The 20,357-nt window shown below is 64.1% G+C and carries 20 protein-coding genes; 13 read left to right on the top strand and 7 right to left on the bottom strand.

Translation table 11 applies throughout. The features are described 5' to 3' along the window. Nucleotides 1–8: 8 nt before the first annotated feature. Both HMPREF9695_RS01445 and petA read right to left on the bottom strand, forming a co-directional pair. Complete coding sequence (locus HMPREF9695_RS01445) at nt 9–2,081, bottom strand: cytochrome c1 (protein ID WP_006018984.1); 2,073 nt, start codon at nt 2,079–2,081, stop codon at nt 9–11. 49 nt (nt 2,082–2,130) lie between these two features. Continuing rightward, complete coding sequence (gene petA / locus HMPREF9695_RS01440; protein WP_283804974.1) at nt 2,131–2,661, bottom strand: ubiquinol-cytochrome c reductase iron-sulfur subunit; 531 nt, start codon at nt 2,659–2,661, stop codon at nt 2,131–2,133. Nucleotides 2,662–2,934: 273 nt separating this feature from the next. Here petA and HMPREF9695_RS01435 point away from each other — a divergent pair, with 273 nt between their 5' ends. From HMPREF9695_RS01435 to HMPREF9695_RS01410, 7 genes are all read left to right on the top strand, one after another. Further along, nucleotides 2,935–3,417: a tRNA (cytidine(34)-2'-O)-methyltransferase gene (locus tag HMPREF9695_RS01435; RefSeq protein ID WP_006018981.1), complete on the top strand. Its 483-nt coding sequence runs from the start codon at nt 2,935–2,937 to the stop codon at nt 3,415–3,417. Continuing rightward, nucleotides 3,414–4,046, top strand: coding sequence for a 7-carboxy-7-deazaguanine synthase (queE, locus tag HMPREF9695_RS01430; protein ID WP_006018980.1), 633 nt, complete (start codon nt 3,414–3,416; stop codon nt 4,044–4,046). The genes HMPREF9695_RS01435 and queE overlap by 4 nt, the downstream gene beginning before the upstream one ends. Before the next feature lie 15 nt (nt 4,047–4,061). Beyond that, nucleotides 4,062–4,427: a 6-pyruvoyl trahydropterin synthase family protein gene (locus tag HMPREF9695_RS01425; RefSeq protein WP_006018979.1), complete on the top strand. Its 366-nt coding sequence runs from the start codon at nt 4,062–4,064 to the stop codon at nt 4,425–4,427. A 205-nt stretch (nt 4,428–4,632) separates the two neighbouring features. Next, complete coding sequence (gene hemF, locus HMPREF9695_RS01420) at nt 4,633–5,508, top strand: oxygen-dependent coproporphyrinogen oxidase (RefSeq protein ID WP_208856376.1); 876 nt, start codon at nt 4,633–4,635, stop codon at nt 5,506–5,508. Nucleotides 5,509–5,725: 217 nt separating this feature from the next. Beyond that, nucleotides 5,726–5,863 (top strand): hypothetical protein, encoded by a 138-nt coding sequence (locus tag HMPREF9695_RS26800; protein ID WP_006018977.1) that lies wholly within the window; start codon nt 5,726–5,728, stop codon nt 5,861–5,863. A 57-nt stretch (nt 5,864–5,920) separates the two neighbouring features. Next, a complete protein-coding gene (locus tag HMPREF9695_RS01415) occupies nt 5,921–6,517 on the top strand; it encodes an outer membrane protein (RefSeq protein WP_006018976.1) in 597 nt (198 codons plus the stop codon). Between the two features lie 133 nt (nt 6,518–6,650). Continuing rightward, the gene (locus HMPREF9695_RS01410) at nt 6,651–6,917 is read left to right on the top strand and encodes a YodC family protein (RefSeq protein ID WP_006018975.1); all 267 of its coding nucleotides are present in this window, start codon (nt 6,651–6,653) and stop codon (nt 6,915–6,917) included. Nucleotides 6,918–6,971: 54 nt separating this feature from the next. Here the strand turns inward: HMPREF9695_RS01410 and HMPREF9695_RS01405 are convergent, their stop codons facing one another. Genes HMPREF9695_RS01405 through HMPREF9695_RS01390 form a run of 4 tightly spaced genes read right to left on the bottom strand, consistent with a single transcriptional unit; the run spans nt 6,972 to nt 9,802 of the window. Further along, nucleotides 6,972–8,228, bottom strand: coding sequence for a CCA tRNA nucleotidyltransferase (locus HMPREF9695_RS01405; protein ID WP_006018974.1), 1,257 nt, complete (start codon nt 8,226–8,228; stop codon nt 6,972–6,974). Beyond that, on the bottom strand, nt 8,225–8,488 hold the full coding sequence (locus HMPREF9695_RS01400) for a DUF6111 family protein (RefSeq protein ID WP_006018973.1): 264 nt from the start codon (nt 8,486–8,488) through the stop codon (nt 8,225–8,227). Before HMPREF9695_RS01400 ends, HMPREF9695_RS01405 begins: the two co-directional genes overlap by 4 nt. After that, complete coding sequence (locus tag HMPREF9695_RS01395; protein ID WP_006018972.1) at nt 8,485–9,177, bottom strand: CoA pyrophosphatase; 693 nt, start codon at nt 9,175–9,177, stop codon at nt 8,485–8,487. The genes HMPREF9695_RS01400 and HMPREF9695_RS01395 overlap by 4 nt, the downstream gene beginning before the upstream one ends. 16 nt (nt 9,178–9,193) lie before the next feature. Continuing rightward, nucleotides 9,194–9,802, bottom strand: a complete 609-nt coding sequence (locus HMPREF9695_RS01390; RefSeq protein WP_006018971.1) for a DUF1285 domain-containing protein — start codon at nt 9,800–9,802, stop codon at nt 9,194–9,196. Between the two features lie 297 nt (nt 9,803–10,099). Between HMPREF9695_RS01390 and HMPREF9695_RS01385 the strand changes: the two genes are divergently transcribed. Genes HMPREF9695_RS01385 through HMPREF9695_RS01370 form a run of 4 tightly spaced genes read left to right on the top strand, consistent with a single transcriptional unit; the run spans nt 10,100 to nt 16,977 of the window. Then, complete coding sequence (locus HMPREF9695_RS01385) at nt 10,100–11,104, top strand: AAA family ATPase (protein ID WP_006018970.1); 1,005 nt, start codon at nt 10,100–10,102, stop codon at nt 11,102–11,104. Continuing rightward, the gene (locus HMPREF9695_RS01380; protein ID WP_006018969.1) at nt 11,104–12,048 is read left to right on the top strand and encodes a DUF58 domain-containing protein; all 945 of its coding nucleotides are present in this window, start codon (nt 11,104–11,106) and stop codon (nt 12,046–12,048) included. The genes HMPREF9695_RS01385 and HMPREF9695_RS01380 overlap by 1 nt, the downstream gene beginning before the upstream one ends. Then, nucleotides 12,045–14,912, top strand: coding sequence for a DUF4159 domain-containing protein (locus HMPREF9695_RS01375; protein ID WP_006018968.1), 2,868 nt, complete (start codon nt 12,045–12,047; stop codon nt 14,910–14,912). Before HMPREF9695_RS01380 ends, HMPREF9695_RS01375 begins: the two co-directional genes overlap by 4 nt. 1 nt (nt 14,913) lies before the next feature. Next, nucleotides 14,914–16,977, top strand: coding sequence for a hypothetical protein (locus HMPREF9695_RS01370; RefSeq protein ID WP_006018967.1), 2,064 nt, complete (start codon nt 14,914–14,916; stop codon nt 16,975–16,977). Between the two features lie 65 nt (nt 16,978–17,042). Here HMPREF9695_RS01370 and HMPREF9695_RS01365 read toward each other — a convergent pair whose 3' ends face one another. Then, nucleotides 17,043–17,264 carry a hypothetical protein gene (locus HMPREF9695_RS01365; RefSeq protein ID WP_006018966.1) on the bottom strand — a complete coding sequence of 74 codons (222 nt, stop codon included), beginning with the start codon at nt 17,262–17,264 and terminating at the stop codon, nt 17,043–17,045. A gap of 227 nt (nt 17,265–17,491) precedes the next feature. Here HMPREF9695_RS01365 and HMPREF9695_RS01360 point away from each other — a divergent pair, with 227 nt between their 5' ends. Next, nucleotides 17,492–17,845, top strand: coding sequence for a DUF2946 family protein (locus HMPREF9695_RS01360; RefSeq protein WP_024575994.1), 354 nt, complete (start codon nt 17,492–17,494; stop codon nt 17,843–17,845). Nucleotides 17,846–17,959: 114 nt separating this feature from the next. Further along, the gene (locus HMPREF9695_RS01355; protein ID WP_006018964.1) at nt 17,960–20,302 is read left to right on the top strand and encodes a TonB-dependent receptor; all 2,343 of its coding nucleotides are present in this window, start codon (nt 17,960–17,962) and stop codon (nt 20,300–20,302) included. Nucleotides 20,303–20,357: the final 55 nt, after the last annotated feature.

Raw genomic sequence — 20,357 nt, 5'->3', positions numbered from 1 at the left:
AAGAAGGCTCAGTGAGCGTCAGCCCAGACCTTCTTCTTGGTGAAGTACAGCAGGCCCGACAGCACGATCAGGAAGATCATGACCTGCAAACCGAGGCGCTTGCGGGCCTCGAGATGCGGCTCGGCCGCCCACATCAGGAATGCGGCGATGTCCTTGGCGTACTGCTGCACGGTCGCAGGCGAACCGTCGTCGAACGTCACCTGACCGTCGCTGAGCGGCTTCGGCATCTTGATCGAGTGGCCGGGGAAATACTTGTTGTAGTACGACCCCTCAGGCAGCGTGAAGCCGGCCGGCGCCTTCTCCTCATAGCCCTGCAACAGCGCGTCGATGTAGTTCGGGCCCTTCTCCTGGAACGAGAAACCCGGCAGCGCGTCGATCACGAACTGCGGGAAGCCGCGCTCGTAGCCGCGCGCCTTGGCGATCAGCGACAGGTCCGGCGGATAGGCGCCGCCGTTGGCAGCGCGGGCCGCCTGCTCGTTCGGGAACGGCGACGGGAAGTAGTCAGCCGGACGGCCGGGGCGCTCAAACATGTCGCCTGCGTCGTTCGGACCGTCCTTGACCTTGTACTCCGAGGCAAACGCAGCAGCCTGCGCCGTCGAGTAGCCCGGTCCGCCTGGGTCAGCGAGATTGCGGAATGCGACATACGAAAGTCCGTGGCACGAGGAACAGACTTCCTTGTAGATCTTGAGGCCGCGCTGCAACTGGCCCTGATCGAACTTGCCCAGGGCACCCGCGAACGACCACTTCAGCGACGGCGGGGTTGGACCGTGTCCCTCCTCGGCCTTCGCGTTATTCATGCCGCCGAGCATCAGCATGCCGCCGACCGCAAGCGCGATCACGGCCGACACCGGCGTCCTGCCCGTCTTGCGCAGCACGTCTTCGGCGATCGAGTTCGGCAGCGGACGCGTCTTCTCGATGCGGCTGAGGATCGGCAGCACGATCAGGAAGTAGGCGAAGTAAGCGAACGTCAGGACGCGGCCAGCGACGACATAGATGCCTTCAGGCGGCTTGGCGCCGAGATAGCCGAGGCCGATGCACACAGCCACGAAGATCCAGAAGAACTGCTTGGCGAGCGGACGATACTTCGACGAGCGCGTCTTGGCGCTGTCGAGCCACGGCAGGAACGCCAGCACAATGATCGCCGAGAACATCGCGATAACGCCGGCGAGCTTGTTCGGGATCGAACGCAGGATCGCGTAGAACGGCAGGTAGTACCATTCCGGCACGATGTGCGCAGGCGTCACCGCCGGGTTGGCCGGGATGTAGTTGTCCGGATCGCCGAGATAGTTCGGGATGTAGAAAATGAACCATGCGAAGAACAGCAGGAAGCAGGACATGCCGAACGCGTCCTTGAGGGTCGCGTAAGGCGTAAATGGCACAACGTCCTTCTCGGTCTTCGGCTCCACGCCGGCCGGATTGTTCTGACCTGCGACGTGCAGCGCCCAGATGTGCAGCACGACGACGCCGGCGATCACGAACGGCAGCAGGTAGTGCAGCGAGAAGAAGCGGTTCAGCGTCGGGTTGCCGACCGAGTAGCCGCCCCACAGCAGCGTCACGATGCTGTCGCCGACGTAAGGGATCGCGCCGAACAGGTTGGTGATGACGGTGGCGCCCCAGAAGCTCATCTGGCCCCACGGCAGCACGTAGCCCATGAAACCGGTTGCCATCATCAAGAGGTAGATGATCACGCCGAGGATCCAGAGCACCTCGCGCGGCTCCTTGTACGACCCGTAGTAGAGACCGCGGAACATATGAATGTAGACGGCGATGAAGAACATCGACGCGCCGTTGGAGTGCAGGTAGCGCAGCAGCCAGCCGTAGTTGACGTCGCGAACGATCAGTTCGACCGACTTGAACGCGAAATCGACATGCGGGGTGTAGTGCATCGCCAGGATGATGCCGGTGATGATCTGCACGCCGAGCATCATCGAAAGGATCGCGCCGAACGTCCACCAGTAGTTGAGGTTACGCGGCGTCGGGTAGGCAACGAAGGACGAGTGGATCAGTCCCCCGATCGGGAGACGCCGTTCAACCCACTTCAAGACGGGGTTTTGCGGGTTGTAGTTCGATGGTCCGCTCATGATGCGATCCTGACAAAGAAGAAGCGACGCAATCGGGTCAGATTAAGAATCAGCCGATTTTGATTTTGGTGTCGGAGACGAAGGAGTACGGCGGCACCGGCAGGTTAGCAGGCGCGGGCCCCTGACGGATGCGGCCGGACGAATCGTACTGCGATCCGTGGCACGGACAGAAGAAGCCGTCGTAGCTGCCTTCATGGGCGATCGGGATACAGCCGAGATGGGTGCAGATACCGATCACGACGAGCCACTGGTCGTGGCCTTCCTTGACGCGCGACTGGTCGCTCTGCGGATCGGGCAGGCTCGCGGTCGGAACGGCGCGCGCCTCGTCGATCTGCTTCTTGGTGCGGTTCATGATGTAGATTGGCTTGCCGCGCCAGAACACCTTGATGTCCTGTCCCGTCGCGATCGGCGTCAGATCGACTTCGATCGGAGCGCCCGCCGCGATGGTCGAGGCGTCCGGGTTCATCTGGGAGATCAGCGGCCAGGCCACTGCCGCAGCGCCGACGGCGGCTACGGATCCCGTCGCTACATAAAGAAAATCACGGCGTGTCGGCTCGGCCGAGGATGAAGACGTCACGATTGCAAACCCTTTCCGAACTGCAACCGGCGGACCCATCCCCGTTCGACGCAACGGACGCGCCGGGAGAGTAAGCCGGTGCCCGCGGGCCCCGCGGTGGCAGAATGACCACTTGTCCTACTCAACCGGGCAGAACATACGATCTAGAATCGATCTATTGGCACCCTTGCCGGGAGAGCGCAAGCCCGCTATCGGCACATTTAGTGCGACGCACTAAAACCGCCTGTGGCGGAGATTTTTCCTGAAGTTTTCCACCGGTGCCGAAGGCCGCTCCCGATGCGTGTTGTCCTTTTTCAACCTGACATCCCGCAAAACACCGGGACGATTCTGCGGCTCTGCGCCTGCCTGGACGTCGAGGCCCATATCATCGAGCCGGCCGGTTTCCCCATTTCCGACCGGCATTTCCGCCGGGCCGGAATGGATTATCTCGACCAGGTGACCATCGTCCGCCATGATTCCTGGGCCGCCTTCGAGGGGTGGCGGGCGAAATCCGGCGGCCGGCTGCTTCTTTTTTCGACAAAGGCTGCAACGCCCTATCTCGATCATATCTATCGGGACAACGACATCCTGCTGTTCGGCCGTGAATCCGCCGGGGTCACCGATGACGTGGTAAACGCCGCCGACGAGCGGCTGGTCATCCCCATCGCGCCCGGAATGCGGTCCCTGAACGTGGCGATGACGGTCGCGATGGCGCTGGGCGAGGCGCTCCGGCAGACAAGGGACACAGCCACGCCAAAGCCAGAAGGAACGGCGAGTTGAGTTACGCGGTGAAGGAAATCTTCCTGACATTGCAAGGCGAAGGCGCCCATGCCGGGCGCACCGCCGTGTTCTGCCGTTTTAGCGGCTGCAATCTCTGGACCGGCCGCGAGCAGGACCGCGCCAGCGCCGTCTGCCAGTTCTGTGACACCGATTTCGTCGGCACCGACGGTACGCTCGGCGGACGCTACGCGAACGCCGACGAGCTTGCCGCGACGATTGCCGCACAGTGGCAAGGGCCCGAGGGTCATCGTTATACCGTGCTGACCGGCGGCGAGCCGTTGCTGCAAGTGGATACCGCGCTGATCGACGCGCTGCATGCGCAGGGCTTTACCATCGCCATCGAGACCAACGGCACCATCGAACCGCCGCCCGGCCTCGACTGGATCTGCGTCAGCCCCAAGGCCGGATCGGAACTGGTCATCCGCAAGGGCCACGAACTGAAACTGGTTTATCCGCAGGCGGAGAACACACCTGAGGATTTCGCGGGTCTGGAATTCGAGCGGTTCTCGTTGCAGCCGATGGACGGACCTGACATAGCGCAAAGCACGCAAGCCGCGATCGCGTATTGCTTGCGCCATCCGCAGTGGCGGCTCAGCGTCCAGACACACAAGACGCTTGGTATCAGGTAAAACCGGACACAACCGATGTGGGAATTGACGAAATCGTTCCGTTTCGAGGCCGCGCATTCGCTGCCCGGCACGACGCTGGGCGAGGCCAGTGACGAAATCCACGGCCATTCGTTCCGCGCCGAGGTTTCCATTCGCGGCATACCCGATCCCGCGACCGGGATGGTGACGGATCTGGGCGTGCTCGAGCAGCGGATGGCCGAGGTGCAGAAAATGCTCGACCACAAGCTGCTCAACAAGGTCGAGGCGCTGGGTGCCCCGACGCTGGAAAACCTCACGCGCTTCATCTGGGAGCGGGTTCAGCACGCCGGCAAGGTCACCCGCGTCAGCGTCCATCGCGACAGTTGCAACGAAAGCTGCACGTATTTCGGCCCGCAGGGTTAAACACCCGCCTAGTGTCCCGAATTCGAAGTTCGCTTCGCCTTGCAGCACTCTCCGAGCGAACTTCGAATTCGAAAGGACACTAGAAACTATAAATTCTAGCGTGGTTTTGGTTTGCAAGTCCGCAAATGGCCGTGCTGCGAGGATGTTGCGGACTTGCAAACCACCACACTAGATGGAGACGATCCCCTTGGAAAAGCCTGTAACAATGATCGAAGAGCGCAAGCAAAAGGCCCGCGCGTGGTTCGAACACCTGCGTGACGATATTTGCCTGTCGCTGGAAAAACTCGAGGCCGACGCGCCGTCCGCGCTCTATCCCGGCGACGCCGGCCGTTTCGTCCGCACGCCGTGGGATCGCACCGACCATTCGGGAAAACCCGGCGGCGGCGGCGTGATGTCGGTGCTGCGCGGGCGGCTCTTCGAGAAAGCCGGCGTGCATTGCTCGACGGTGCACGGCGAGTTCGCGCCGGAATTCCGGGCGCAGATTCCGGGCGCAGCGGACGATCCGCGCTTCTGGGCTTCGGGCATCTCGCTGATCATCCATCCGCGCAATCCGAACGTGCCCGCGGTCCACATGAACACCCGCTTCGTGGTGACCACCAAGGCATGGTTCGGCGGCGGCGCCGACCTGACGCCGGTGCTGGACCGGCGGCGGACCCAGGACGACCCCGACACAACCGCCTTTCACGCCGCCATGAAGGCGGCCTGCGACGCCCACGCGGCGGTCGCGCCCTACGACAAGTACAAGAACTGGTGCGACGAGTATTTCTATCTGCCCCACCGCAAGGAAGCCCGCGGCATCGGCGGCATCTTCTATGACTGGCTCGATTCGGGGGACTGGGATGCCGACCTGGCCTTCACCCAGGACGTCGGCCGGGCCTTTGCCGGGATCTATCCCGAGCTGGTGCGGCGGAATTTCAAACACGCCTGGACCGACAAGGATCGGCAGGAGCAGCTGGTGCGGCGGGGCCGCTATGTAGAGTTCAACCTGCTTTATGACCGCGGGACCATTTTCGGCCTGAAGACAGGCGGAAACGTCGACTCGATCCTGTCGTCGATGCCGCCCGAGGTGAAGTGGCCGTAACGGCTTCCGTCCTCAGGTGAAATTCACGAAAGCTTAAGAAACGGGCACTTTTGGACGCTTTTGACGTGTCACCGAGATAGCACACCCGGCGAAGAACGGTGCCGGATACCACCTGAAAGGCCGGAAACCATTTGAGCCCGGACAGCCCCCAACGTATTTTGCTGCTCATAGGTGTGGCGGAATCGTACTGCCACCGAAGTTTTCTTAAGGGGCTCAGATGCGCAAGATTGCTGTACTTCTCCTCGCTGCCGCAGGCGTTAGCCTGGCTGGCGCAGCTTCCGCAGCCGATCTCGGCACTGCGCCGATCTATCGCAAGGCACCTCCGGTGCAGGTCTTCTCGTGGACCGGCGGTTAAATTGGCGGTTACGTCGGGGGCGCCTTCGGTGCCAAGGATGCCGTAACCGGCGTTCCGGTGACCGGCGCAGGCGCACCGATCTTCGGTGGCCCGGCCGCTTCTTACAGCTACGACTCGAGCGTGATCGCCGGCTACACCAGCGGCTACAACTGGCAGTTCGCTCCGAACTGGGTAATCGGCTACGAAGGTGAAACCGGCTACATCGGCGTCAAGGGTGCAACCACCTACGCTGGCCTGGCGACAACGACCGCAACGACACGCGCTGAAGGCCTCTACAGCATCTGGGCTGCCCGCTTCGGCTACGCGTTCGATCGCTCGCTGATCTACGTCAAGGGCGGCGCCGCGCTGGTCGACTTCGAAACCGGTGCATCCAACGGAACGGCCGGCACCCACATCGACACCATGCAGCGCAAGTACCGCCTCGGTTATGCGATCGGTGGCGGCTGGGAATACGCCTTCGACACCAAGTGGAGCGTGAAGGCCGAGTACCTCTATCTCGGCTTCGACAACAACATCACCACCACCGGCAATCTCAACGGCAACGGCGGCGTTCAAGTCTTCACCACGACTTCGCTCCCCGGCATCCACACCGCCAAGGTCGGCCTGAACTACAAGTTCGACGTGCTCGGCTACTTCCTCGGCGCGGTTCGCTAAGTACCGAAGCCTTTCTGGACGTCAAAAGCCCCGGACATTGTCCGGGGCTTTTTCGTTTTGTCGGCTACTCTTTGTCGGCGTGTCATGACCCACGGCTAGGCTGAACGCTACTCACACCAGCAAGGAGCCGATCATGGGACTGAAAGCAGGCGACGTCGTTGTTCTCAAATCAGGCGGTCAGGCGTTGACCGTTTCCGAGGTCACCGACGAGATGATCGAGTGTGTCTGGATCGGCGAGGAAGGCGATCTGTTCCGCGAGAAGCTTCCGGCTTCGGTTCTCGAACTCGCCCACATCGATATGTCCGACGATGAGGACGAAGAAGAAGACGACGAGGACGGCGAAGAGAGCGAAGACGAAGGCGACGACCATCACGCCAAGAAGACGTCGGAAGTCGCCTGAGGCCATAGCCTCATTGCACTGAATGTTGCCGCCGGGACCATCCGGCGGCTCACCCTACAGCCGATGATCCCGCGTGAATTTCGCGACGGTGTCATCGGCGATGGTTTTGAGCGCCGCGCTATCCAGCGGAAACTGCAACGCCAGCCACGCATCCTCGGCCAGTGTCAGCACGTGACCGAGCGCCGGGCCTTCGGCGATACCGCGCGCAATAAAGTCCGCAGCCTTGAGCGGGAACATCGGCGGCGTCCAGCGCTCCGGCAGTGTCGCAAGTTCACGCCACGATGGGGAAGCCGCATCGCGACCCGCCCGCGCCCAGGCCAGCATCATCCGGTCGCGGTAGCGCGCAGCGCCCAGCCGGTACAGCCGCCGCTGCGCGATGGCCTCGTCCATTCCCGCCGCGCGCCACCAGCGATGCCCCATCGAATCGAGGCGCTTGGTCTCGGCATTGGACAGCCGCCAGCGCTGCGACAGCCGCTTGGCATCTTCGGTGACGGCAACCGCCAATGCACCGAGGCGAAGGATGGCATCCGGCGCAAGGCCCATTTGCTGCTCGGCCACGATCATGTTGGCGAAAGCGCCGTGATAGACCACCCCCGCCGTGAGCCGCAGCAGCAGCCCGGCATCATCCATCGCCACCAGCGCCTCGGCGGCGCCTTTCGCGACCATCAGCTTCAGCATTTCCAACCGAATGCGCTCAGCCGACAGTTCCGCAAGCCCGTCGCGTCCGGCGATACAGGCCTCGTACCCCGCACGATCCGGTGCGCCCTCACCGTAAGCAGCATGAATGCGGAAGAAACGCAGGATGCGCAGATAGTCCTCCGCAATCCGCTGCGACGGCTCGCCGATAAACCGCACCCGCCGTGCCGCGATGTCCGCGCGCCCGCCGACCTCGTCATGAACCGTGCCGTCAGGCGTCACCGTCAGGCCGTTGATGGTGAAATCGCGGCGCATCGCGTCACGCGTCCAGTCGCGCCCAAACGCCACCCTGGCCTTGCGCCCGAAGGTTTCGATATCCTCGCGCAGCGTGGTCACTTCAAACGGCTGGCCTTCGATCACCAGCGTCACCGTGCCGTGTTCGACGCCGGTCGGCACCGCCTTGATATGCGCGAGCTTGGCGCGGCGGATCACTTCCTCCGGCACGGCCGTGGTCGCAATGTCGATGTCGCCGATCGGAAGCCCGAGCAGTGCATTACGCACCGCGCCCCCTGCTACCCGCGCCTCCTCGCCGCCGGAATTGAGCAGGGTCAGCACCCGCGCCGTCGCGCCTAATCTCAGCCAGGGAGCGTCACGCAGCGAATCCGGGGCGTTCATTTCTCAGATCCCCGGATCAGCTTGCCGTTCTCGATATGCGCGGGAGTGTACGTCGACCCCGGCGGCGCGCCGGAAAAATGCGCCAGCAATATGAGGCTGACGATAACCAGCACGAACGCGGCCACCGCCAGTTTGCCGACGATGTGCAGCGGCCACGATGACTTGACCCAGACATCGGAACGGCTTGCGATCAGAAACGCCGCATAGACCGCGAATGGAACAAGGAAGATTCCGATCTCGGTGAGGACGGGACGGATCATGCAAGATAAATCCGCTCGTAAAGCGCGCGCAGCATGCCTGCGGTCGCACCCCAGATGTAATGCTCCTCGAACGGCATCTCGTAGAACGAGCGCTGCATGCCGCGAAATTCCTTGCTGCCGAGCTTGTGATTCACCGGATCCATCAGGAACGCCAGCGGCACTTCGAACGCGGCATCGACCTCGTTGGTGTTGATGGTCAGTTCAAACCCCGGCCGGACCCGCGCCAGCGTCGGCAGGATGCGGAATCCGAACCCGGTCGCATACACATCGAGATAACCGATCGGCTCGACGAAATTCTGCTTGAGGCCAACTTCCTCGTCGGCTTCGCGCAGCGCCGCATCCATCGGCGAAGCGTCGGTCGGATCGATCTTGCCGCCAGGAAACGAAATCTGTCCGGCATGTTCGTTAAGATGTTCGGCGCGCTTGGTCAGCAGCACGGTCGGCACCTCGCGCTCCACGATCGGAACGAGAACCGCCGCCGGCCGTACCGGGCGTTCCTTCGCAATGATCTCCAGCATCGCATCGGTGCCGAAATCGCCCGTCGGCGCCAGCACCGCGGCGTCGGTCAATCCCGGCGGCACATCGAAGTTCAGCCGCTCGTGCGCCCTGCGAAAAAATTCGCTGGAGCTCATATCGAGCGGAGCCGCGGTGCCGGCGGATACGGCGTCCTTCAAAACACTTTTGGTCAACCCAAATCCTCTTGTCTCAAACAGGGTCTCGCGCCTGTGCTGCATCCGCCATCGAGAAGAACTCGCCGCCGGACATGACCCCGAACATCTCATGGCCATCGACGAGCCGAACCTCGCCCATCTCGACCAGATCATAATAGAGCGCGCGTGTGACTTTTGCCCACAAATCCGACCGCACATGGAGGTAAGGCGTTAGGCCGCCGTCTGCCGCGGCCTCGAAGCGCAACCGGTGCGCGCCATCGCATGGCACCCATTCGTCGACATTGGTGCGAAAGCTCAGCGTTCGCCCTGCGCCCTCGCCGTCCTTCTCCATCTCGACGGCGAGAAACGGCACGTCATCGACGCGGATGCCGACTTTCTCAACCGGCGTGACCAGAAAATACTTGCCGTCCTCGCGCTTGAGAATTGTGGAAAACAGCTTTACCAGCGCCGCACGCCCGATCGGTGTCCCAAGATAGAACCACGTGCCGTCGCTCGCGATCCGCATATCGAGATCGCCGCAGAACGGCGGATTCCACAGATGAACCGGCGGCAGGCCTTTCGCCGCAGCACCGCGCGCCGCCTGGGTGAGCCCGTCAAGGCGCTGAACCGGATTCAGCTCCTGTTTCTGCCCTTGGTTCGCCATTGTTTGCCCTGACCGTTGACGCTTCTGTTTGGCACGATTGGTGCACGCCTTGAAACCGAAAGCTGAGAAACCCGGAACGATGACATAGCCGACAAATCATACCTGAGTGCGGCGGGATTACTCGCCACATCGTGATGAGTTTCAAGCCCCCCACCCGCTAATGTGGGGACAGCCAAAATCGGCGAATACATAAAAGAATACATGGCCTTTGCGCCGGTTTAGCATGGGCCGAAGTCACGGCGTGAGTCCGCGGAACCCCGAAGGCGGCCTCGTGCGGCCCGATAAGGAGCGAAGAATATGGCTGGCGCAGAAGGTGTCGAGAAACTGGAAGACGTGATCGTGCGTTCGGCCGAGCAGATCGCGGGTAACATCCGCGCTGCGCGGGAGGCGGTCTCGACTGTCATCTTCGGCCAGGAACGCGTGGTCGAAAATGCGCTGGTGACGATCCTGTCCGGCGGTCACGCATTGCTGATCGGCGTTCCCGGTCTGGCGAAGACCAAGCTGGTCGAGACGCTTGGCATCACCCTCGGTCTCGACGCCAAGCGTGTGCAGTTCACGCCGGACCTGATGCCGTCCGATATTCTCGGCGCCGAAGTGCTCGACGAGAGCGTCAGCGGCAAGCGCTCGTTCCGGTTCATCTCGGGACCGGTGTTCGCGCAGCTTCTGATGGCGGACGAAATCAACCGCGCCTCGCCGCGCACGCAGTCGGCTCTGTTGCAGGCGATGCAGGAGCAGCACATCACGGTCGCCGGTGCGCGGCACGATCTGCCAAAACCGTTCCATGTGCTCGCCACGCAGAACCCGCTGGAGCAGGAAGGCACCTATCCGCTGCCGGAAGCCCAGCTCGACCGCTTCCTGATGGAGATCGATGTCGAGTATCCGGACCGTGACGCCGAACGCCGAATCCTGTTCGAGACCACAGGCGCCGAACAAACCGCCGCGAAGGCGGCCATGACCGCCGAGACGCTGATTACCGCGCAGCGGCTGGTGCGTCGTCTGCCGGTCGGCGATTCCGTGGTCGAGGCCATTCTGTCTCTCGTCCGGTCCGCACGCCCCGGCGACGACAGCGGCGAGATCGGCAAGTCGATCGCATGGGGACCGGGACCGCGCGCCAGCCAGGCGCTGATGCTCGCGGTTCGTGCACGCGCATTGCTCGACGGGCGGCTCGCGCCCTCGATCGACGACGTGCTCGATCTCGCGGAGCCGGTTCTGAAGCACCGCATGGCGCTGACCTTCTCGTCGCGTGCCGAGGGCCGCACCGTGACCGACGTCATCAAGCAGCTGAAATCACGGATCGGCTGATGGCACCACGGCCGCAACCTGCACTCCAGGAGATCGAAGCAGTCCGACGCGCAGATGGTGAAAGCCGTTCGCTCGCCGCGTCGCTGCCGCGTCTCGTGCTGGAAGCGCGGCGCATTTCGGCCAACGTCATCCACGGCCTGCACGGCCGCCGCCGGGCCGGCACCGGCGAGAACTTCTGGCAGTACCGCCGCTTCGTCTCCGGCGAGGCCTCGCAGAACGTCGACTGGCGCCGCTCGGCGCGGGACGATCATCTCTATGTCCGCGAGCAGGAGTGGGAAGCCGCGCACACTGTGTGGCTGTGGCCCGATCGCTCGAAGTCGATGGCGTTCGCCTCGAAGACCGCGCGCGACAGCAAGCTCGAGCGCGCGCTGGTGGTCACGTTCGCGCTGGCCGATCTCCTGGTATCCGGCGGCGAACGTGTCGGCATTCCCGGACTGATGTCGCCGAGTTCGAGCAGCAACATCGTCGACAAGATGGCGCAGGCGATCCTGCACGACACCGCCACCCGATCCAGCCTGCCGCCGTCGTTCGTGCCGTCCGCGCTCGCGGAAGTCGTGGTGCTGTCGGATTTCTGGTCGCCCCTCAGTGACATCCGCGCCATGCTAGGCGGCCTCTCCTCGTCCGGCGCCCATGGGACGCTGTTGCAGGTCGTCGACCCCGCCGAAGAAACGTTCCCCTATTCCGGCCGCATCGAATTCGTCGAGCCCGAGGGCGGCGAGGTCATCACCGCGGGACGCGCCGAGACCTGGGCCAGGGATTACACCGCGCGCGTCGCCGGCCATCGCGCCGCGATCCGCGAGGAAACCAGCAAGCTCGGCTGGCTGTTCTCGACCCACACCACCGATCGCTCGGCCGCGGAACTGCTGCTGTATCTGCACAGCGGCATGATGGTCACCAAAGGCAGTGCCGGCCGCGTCGCTATAACAGCGGGGCGCACCTCATGATGGGCCTGCCGCTCTCGTTCGCCGAACCGTGGCTGCTGGCGGGCCTGCTGAGCCTTCCCGCACTATGGTGGCTGCTGCGCGTGATGCCGCCGCGCCCGCGCCGCATCGATTTTCCGCCGACGCGCCTGCTGTTCGATATCGCGCCGAAGGAAGAAACTCCGTCGCGCACGCCGTGGTGGCTGACACTGCTGCGCCTGCTCGCCGCTGCGCTGGTGATCCTCGCCGCCGCCGGTCCGGTCTGGAATCCGAGCGAAGGCGTGACGCGCTCCAGCGCGCCACTGGTGCTGCTGCTCGACGACGGCTGGAGCGCCGCGTCCAACTGGGATGCCCGCATCAGAACCGCGGATGAACTGGTCACCAATGCGGAATCGGACCGGCGCGCGGTGGCGCTGGTGCCGCTGTCCGATGCGACGCGCGACATCACGCTGATGCCGGCCGGCACCGCGCGCGTGGCGCTGCGCCAGTTCGCGCCGAAGCCGTACGCCGTCGAGCGCGTCGAGGCGCTGCCCGCCCTGGCGCGCTTTCTCGCAAAGACCGGCGATAGTGAAATCGTTTGGCTCAACGACGGCATCGATACCGGGCGCGGCAGCGAATTCACCGAAGGCCTGACGAAGACAATTCAGGATCGCACGCTGACGATTTTCGAAAGCGGCAGTCCGCCTGCGCATGCATTGGTCGCGGCCGAGAATGCTGCCGCGAAAATGACGGTGAAGGTGCTACGCGCCGGAAGCGGCGGCGGCGATGCCGGACTCGTCCGCGCACTGGACCAGAAGGGTTCGCCCATCGGCGAAGCAAAGTTTGCATTCGGCGCGCAGGATCGCGAGACCGAGGCGAGCTTCGACCTGCCGGTGGAGCTGCGCAACGACATCACGCGGCTGGAAGTCTCCGGCGAGCGCTCGGCGGGCGCTGTGCAACTGCTCGACAAGCGCTGGCGCCGCCGTGCCATCGGCATCGTCTCCGGCGCGACCAGCGACACCGCGCAGCCGCTGCTGGCCTCAACCTTTTATCTGACGCGCGCGCTTGCGCCGTTCGCCGACGTGCGGCTGGGCGAGCGCGGCTCGCCTGCGCTGGCGATCGGGCAGTTTCTGGATCAGAAGCTGCCGATGATCGTGCTCGCGGACGTCGGAACGCTGACGCCGGACATCCGCGACCGCCTCAATACATGGATCGCGCAGGGCGGTGTGCTGGTGCGTTTCGCCGGGCCGCGTCTGGCAGCCGGTGACGACGATCTGGTGCCGGTGAAACTGCGGCGCGGCGGGCGCAGCCTGGGCGGCAGTCTCACGTGGGAGAAGCCGCAGCCGCTGGCGTCGTTCGCCGCCGATGGCCCGTTCGCGGGCCTCACCGTGCCGAAGGATATTACGGTGACGCGTCAGGTGCTGGCCGAACCCGATCCGGCGCTGGCCTCGCGAAGCTGGGCGTCGCTCGCCGACGGAACGCCGCTGGTGACCGGCGAACATCGCGACAGGGGCATGCTCGCCCTGTTCCACATCAGCGCCGATATGCGCTGGTCGGACCTGCCGTTGTCTGGCACCTTTGTCGAGATGCTGCGGCGAATCGTCGATATGTCGGGCTACACGGCCAACGTGGGCGCAGGTGTCGCCGCCGAGGCCGGAGCGGAGACTGTTGCGCCAATCCGCACCCTCGACGGCTTCGGTGCGTTCGGTCCGCCGCCCTCCACCGCAAAGCCGGTGCGCGCCGACTACCGCGACCGCGCCTCGCTCGATCATCCGCCCGGTCTCTATGGACCCGCCGACGGTCCGCTCGCAGTGAACGCGCTCGCTGCCGCTGACCGGCTCGCCCCGCTCGACACGTCCGCGCTGAAAGCGCGCCGCGCGACCTACACCAACGCCGAGCCGCGCGACCTGCGCGGCATCCTGCTCTCCACGGCGCTGGCGCTGTTCCTGATCGACGCGATCATCGTCGCCATTCTTGGCGGCGGGCTCGCTGCATTGCTGAGACGCCGCACTGCGACGGCGGCGGCGCTTGCCATCGCATTCGCGCTTGCATCTGTCAGTACAGTGCCCTCGCCGTCCTATGCGCAGGCTCCCAAAGCTCCAGCCCAGAGTGCGCCCGCGAAACCGCCTGCAAGCAATCCTGCGAATGACGACTTCGCCATCAAGGCCGTCGCACAGACGCGCCTCGCCTATGTCCTGACCGGCAACGCCGATGTGGATTCGATTGTGAAGGCCGGCCTGTCCGGCCTGACGCTGTTTCTCGCGCAACGCACCGCGCTGGAAGCCGGCGAGCCGATCGGCGTGGATCCGGCGCGCGATGAACTCGCGTTCTTCCCGCTGGTGTACTGGCCGGTGATCACCGGCGCGCCGAAGCCGTCGCAGGACGCCATCAACAAGCTCGACGCCTACATGAAGCAGGGCGGTACGGTGCTGTTCGACACCCGCGACGCCATCGAGGCGCCGCCGGGTCCCGGCGGTGAATCACAGACGCCCGGCATGCTGACGCTGCGTGAAATTCTCTCATCGCTCGACATTCCCGAACTCGAGCCGGTGCCGCGCGAGCACGTGCTGACCAAGACGTTCTACCTGCTGCGCGATTTTCCCGGCCGCTTCAACTCGGGACAGACCTGGGTCGAGACGCTGCCGCGCGGCGATGATGAAGATGCCGCCGACCGTCCCGCACGCGGCGGTGATGGCGTCTCGCCGATCATCATCACCTCGAACGACCTTGCAGGTGCATGGGCGATGCGGGCTGACGGCCTGCCGATGCTGCCGCTGACGCCGGGCGATCCGCGCCAGCGCGAAATGGCGTTCCGCGCCGGCGTCAACATCGTGATGTACACCCTGACCGGCAACTACAAGGCCGATCAGGTGCACGCACCGGCGCTGATCGAACGGCTGGGGCAATAGTATGCAGTATGGCATTGCATTCGCGCCCCTCGTCCCCACGCTCGTGCTGTGGGTCGGCCTAGCTGCCATCGTCGTGATCGCGGCTGTCCTGATGCTGGCGCGTGCGCGCGGCGCAGCGGTGCGTGTCGCAGCACTCACGCTGATTTTGCTGGCGCTGGCCAATCCATCGTTCACGCGCGAAGAGCGCGAACCTCTGACCTCGGTCGCGGCTGTCGTAATCGACAAGAGCCCGAGCCAGAATTTCGGCGAGCGCACCCGCGAGACCAATGAGGCGCGCGAGGCACTGGTCGCCCGTCTGAAAGACATCAAGGGACTTGAGGTGCGCGTCGTCGAGGCCGGACAGGCCGACGGCGAAACCGACGGCACCAAGCTATTCTCGGCGGTCACCTCGGCGCTGTCCGATGTGCCGACCGACCGCGTGGCCGGTGCGTTTCTCATCACCGACGGACGGGTGCACGACATTCCCGCCACTGCCGCCGCCATCGGCTTCAATGCACCGGTGCATGCGCTGATCACCGGGCGCAGCAACGAGCGCGACCGCCGCGTCGCCATTGTCGCCGCACCCCGTTTCGGCATTGTCGGGCAGACCCAAACCATCACCTATCGCCTCGACGATCAGGGCGTGACCAACCAGAGCGCCCGGGTTGTGGTCCGGCGCGACGGTGACGTGCTGAGCGAGCGCGCAGTGCGCAGCGGCGAGCAGGTCAGCGTGACCATCGAGATTCCGCATGCGGGGCCGAACATTGTCGAGATCGAGGCCTCGAAGCTCGACGATGAGCTGACGCCGGTGAACAACCGCGCCGTGGTTTCCATCGACGGCGTCCGCGACAAGCTGCGCGTGCTGCTGGTATCCGGTGAGCCGCATTCCGGCGAACGCACCTGGCGCAACCTGCTGAAGTCCGACGCCAGCGTGGATCTGGTGCATTTCACCATTCTGCGCCCGCCCGAGAAACAGGACGGCACCCCGATCAACGAACTGTCGCTGATCGCATTTCCGACCCGCGAACTGTTTCAGCAGAAGATCAACGAATTCCAGCTCATCATCTTCGACCGCTACGCGCGGCAAGGTGTGCTGCCGATTTCGTATTTCGACAACATCACCCGCTATGTGCGCAACGGCGGCGCGGTTCTGGTTTCGGCCGGTCCCGATTATGCGAGCCCGACCAGCATCTGGCGCACGCCGCTCGATGCGATCCTCCCCGCAGAGCCGGTCGGCGTCAGCGAACAGGCCTTCACGGCGCGCCTGAGCAATATCGGCAAGCGCCATCCGGTGACGCGTGGGCTTGAGGGCTCCAGCAGCGAGCCGCCGCATTGGAGCCGCTTCTTCCGCCTGATCGACACGCGCAACCCCGCCAACCCGCCGATCATGGAAGGCGCCGACGGCAAGCCGCTGTTGCTGCTGTCACGGCAGGGCGAAGGCCGCGTCGCGCTGCTGCTGTCCGACCACATCTGGCTGTGGGCACGCGGCTATGAAGGCGGCGGCCCGCATCTCGATCTGCTGCGGCGGATGTCGCACTGGCTGATGAAGCAGCCGGATCTCGATGAGGAAGCACTGCGGCTGAAAGTCGAGGGCCGCGATCTCGTCGCGGTGCGCCAGACCATGGCCGACACCGTGTCGCCGGTCACCATTACCTCGCCGTCCGGTGTCATGCGCCAGGTGACGCTGAACGCCGGCGAACCCGGCGAATGGCGCGCCTCGATCAGCGCCGACGAGCTTGGCCTCTGGCAGGCCACCGACGGGTCGCTGAAGGCGCTGATCAATGTCGGCCCGGTCAACCCGAAGGAATTCGCAGAAGTCACATCGACGACAGAAGCGCTGCGCCCGCTGTTGCAGGCGACCGGGGGCGATGCGCGCCGCGTGGCCGACAGCGGCAGCATCGATCTGCCGCGCGTGCTGCCGGTGCGCGCCTCGACGGTGTTTCGCGGCGAGGGCTGGCTCGGCGTTAAGATGCGCGATGCGAGTGTGGTGCGCGGCATCGGCGTGCTGCCGATCTTCGCCGGCCTGATTGGCCTGTTGCTGCTGCTCGGCGCATTCGCCAGCACCTGGCTGCGCGAAGGCCGCTAGTTTCTCGGCCATTGGCCGACTGGGCCAATGAGCAAGCTGGCTGCAAATTCAGACGTGGTGGAAAGTTAAGCGGCCGAACGCCGGGCCACCGCGACCGACAGCATCGAGATCAACTCCGATAGCGGAACATGGATGCTGACGGGCTTCAGCTTGAGCTGGAAGGTCATGATCGCTTCGTGGCAGCGAAGCCCCTTCCCGCCCTTGACCAAGCCCAGATCACGAATGAGCTTGTAGGTTTTACCATCCGCCATTCGCACAAGACGGACGTTCTCAAAATACTTGAGCATTCACGCTCTCCTCGCGCGAATGAGAACAGCCGTTCGTTACGATTCGGTCAACCATGACAGCCATGTAACAGCCGCGCCCTGTGTCCTTTGGGTCGCGCGCCGCCGCTTTCGGCCAGGCCCCTCCAGCCTCCTGTGTTGACACTCAGGCCTCGACCAGCGATGTTATATTATAACATCTGGAACCGGACCGGATGGGTCTAACCGGATGGTGCGGGGCGTATCGGTTCATGAACTGGCTGCGATCGAAGGCAAAGAGATTGTCGCTGCTGGCGCTGTTCGCGCTGGCGCTGCAACTCGGCCTGTCGTTCGGCCATTGCCACCACGATGTCGCCGTTGCCGGTATCGCGGCGAGCCAGTCGCAAGCATCGACGCCCGATACAGACCACGACCAGGATGTCCATCGCGACCTGTGCGCCATCTGCGCAACCATGGCGATGGCCAACACCCTCGTCGCAGCAGTTCCACCCTCGCTGACGATGCCGCTGACGGTCACGGCGCTCCGGACCGCCTTCCATTATGAAACCATCGCGGACGACGCCCGCCGCGGCGCATTCCGCTCCCGCGCACCTCCGCAAGCCTGACTCGAATCGTTGTCCGATCCCGACGGTCGCCGCGCAGCGGTGATCGCGGGACATTCGAGGTGAGCCGCCCGGTCCCACACGATGGATCGGAGGCGGCATCAGGATCAAAGCATCATGTCGTACAAGTTTCTTCGCGCCTCGCTGGCCGGCGGCTCCGCCGTCGCCATGGCGCTTCTCGTCAACGGCGCCGCGCGGTCGCAGCAGGCCGACCCTGGCGCCAGCGAAACGCTGCCCGAGATCGTCGTGCAGGCGCCGAGCCCGATTCAGCGTCCGCATCGGCATAGCGCGCAGCCGGGCCGCACCACGGCCGCAGCGCCAGCCGCTGCCCCTGCGCCCAACCCCGAAACCTTTGCGGGCACACTGCCGATTGTCACCGATCAGTTTGCCACCGTTACCGTGGTGCCCAATGAGGAAATCCGGCGCAGCGCGGCTTCGACGCTCGGCGATCTCCTGAACAACAAGCCCGGTATCACCGGCTCGTCCTTCGCGCCCGGCGCATCGAGCCGTCCGATTATCCGCGGGCTCGACGTCAATCGCGTCGGCATTGTCGAGAACGGCATCGGCAGCAACGGCGCGTCCGATCTTGGCGAAGATCATTTCGTGCCGATCGACCCGCTCTCGACCAATCAGGTCGAGGTCATCCGCGGACCGGCAACGCTGCGCTACGGGTCGCAGTCAATCGGCGGCGTGGTCAGCGCCAGCAACAACCGCATTCCGGACACCCTGCCCTGCAGCGCGGTGCCGTCGATCCAGACCTACGGATACAACGTCAAGGCGCCGCAACTCTCGCCGTCGAATCCCTGCGCCAGTTTTGAGACGCGTTCATCGTTATCGAGCGTCGATCTCGGACGCGAAGGCGCGGTGCTGCTCGATGCCGCCGGCAACAACGTCGCGATCCATGCCGACGCTTTCGCGCGCAAGACCGAAGACTACAGCATTCCGAATTCGCCCTACCGCTTCGATCCGACGCGGCCGTTCACCGGCAAGCAGCCGAACTCCTCATCACAATCCGACGGCGCATCGATCGGCGGATCGTACTTCTTCGCAGGCGGCTTCATCGGCGCAGCCATCCAGCAGAACAACAGTATCTATCACATCCCCGGCGAGGACGGCGAAGACCACCGCACCCGCATCAGTGCGCGGCAGACCAAGCTGACGGTGAAGGGCGACTATCACCCCGACACCAAGGCGATCGACGTGATCCGGTTCTGGGCTGGCGCCACCGACTACAAGCACAATGAAATCGGCCTCGCCGATCCGGCTGATTTTTCAAGCGACGGCGTGCGCCAGACCTTCACCAACAAGGAACAGGAAGGCCGCGTCGAAGTGCAGTTCGCGCCGCTCAATCTGAGTTTCGCGGCATTGACCACTGCGGTCGGCGTGCAAGCCTCGCACCAGGAATTGACCGCGCCGAGCCCGGACGATCCGGGCAGCCCGCTCAACGGCCTGTGGGACCCGAACAGGAACACCAAGGTCGCTGGCTACATCTTCAACGAGTTCAAGTTCAGCGAGATCACCAAGGCGCAGGTGGCAGCGCGCGTCGAACATGTGAATTTGAGTGGCACCACGCCGGCCTTCGTTCCGGACCTGTTTGATCTCAATGTCGATCCTACGGCGATCGGTCCGGCGACACCGCGCAATCTGAACTTCACGCCGAAGAGCGGCAGCATCGGCCTGATCCAGAATCTTCCGTGGAATCTGGCGACCAGCATCACCGGCCAGTACACCGAACGCGCGCCCAAGCCCGCCGAGCTGTTCTCGCGCGGCGGTCACGATGCGACAACGACTTTCGATATCGGCAATCCGAATCTCGGCATCGAGACCGCAAAGTCGGTTGAAGTCGGTCTGCGCCGCGCGACCGGGCCGTTCCGGTTCGAACTCACCGGTTACTACACGCGCTTCGACGGCTTCATCTACCGGCGGCTGACCGGCAATACATGTCAAGATGTCACGTGTCAGGCCGGCCCGGGTCTCGAACTCAATCAGGCGATCTACTCGCAGAAGGATGCGACCTTCCGCGGCGCCGAATTCCAGTTTCAGTACGATGTGCTGCCGCTCTGGGCCGGACAGTTCGGCATTGAGGGACAGTATGACGTCGTGCGCGCCACCTTCACCGACGGCACCAACGTGCCGCGCATTCCGCCGCAGCGGCTTGGCGGCGGCGTCTACTATCGCGACGCCAACTGGCTCGCCCGCGTCAACCTTCTGCATGCTTTCGCCCAGAACGACATCGGCGGCATCGAAACCTCGACACCGGGCTATAACCGTCTGCGAGCCGAGCTGAGCTACACCACAAAGCTCGCCAAGAGCGACTGGTGGAGTACGAAGGAATTCACCTTCGGTGTTGTCGGCGACAACCTGCTCAATGAAGACATCCGCAACTCCGTGTCCTACAGCAAGGATCAGGTCCTGCTGCCGGGCATCGGCGTGCGCATGTTTGCAAATGTGAAGTACTGACAGCCGTCATTGCGAGCGAAGCGTTTGCTTCTCCCTCTCCCCGCCTGCGGGGAGA

It is taken from the genome of Afipia broomeae ATCC 49717, from assembly GCF_000314675.2.
GTDB classification, from domain to species: domain Bacteria; phylum Pseudomonadota; class Alphaproteobacteria; order Rhizobiales; family Xanthobacteraceae; genus Afipia; species Afipia broomeae.
This window is presented reverse-complemented; position numbering and strand designations above follow the sequence as displayed.